This is a genomic window from Mesorhizobium sp. M5C.F.Ca.ET.164.01.1.1 (genome assembly GCF_004792125.1).
Lineage (GTDB): Bacteria > Pseudomonadota > Alphaproteobacteria > Rhizobiales > Rhizobiaceae > Mesorhizobium > Mesorhizobium wenxiniae.
In genome coordinates this window covers 1-290 of record NZ_SRTG01000544.1, presented here as the reverse complement: position 1 = coordinate 290, position 290 = coordinate 1, and the positions used below count along the sequence as shown (strand labels likewise).

Genomic DNA, 290 nt, shown 5'->3' with positions numbered 1-290 from the left:
ATTGAGCGTCGCCATTGACGGCGCCATCGGGCCGGCCAGCACCAGGCAGCTTGAGGAAGCGTTCGACACCGCCGCCAAGCGCGATGCCGCGGTGCTCATCCTTCAGCTCGATACGCCAGGCGGCCTGGTCACCTCAATGCGCGAGATGATCGCCGACATCCTGGCCTCGCCCGTGCCCGTCATCGGCTATGTCGCGCCCTCCGGTGGCCATGCGGCCAGCGCCGGCACCTACATCCTGTACGCCACCCACGTCGCGGCGATGGCGCCCGGCACAGATCGGAAGAGCACAC

1 pseudogene is annotated in these 290 nt (G+C 68.3%); it reads left to right on the top strand.

Annotated elements, in window-relative coordinates:
* Positions 1–290: pseudogene (locus EN807_RS34665) on the top strand (nodulation protein NfeD); the annotation flags it as partial.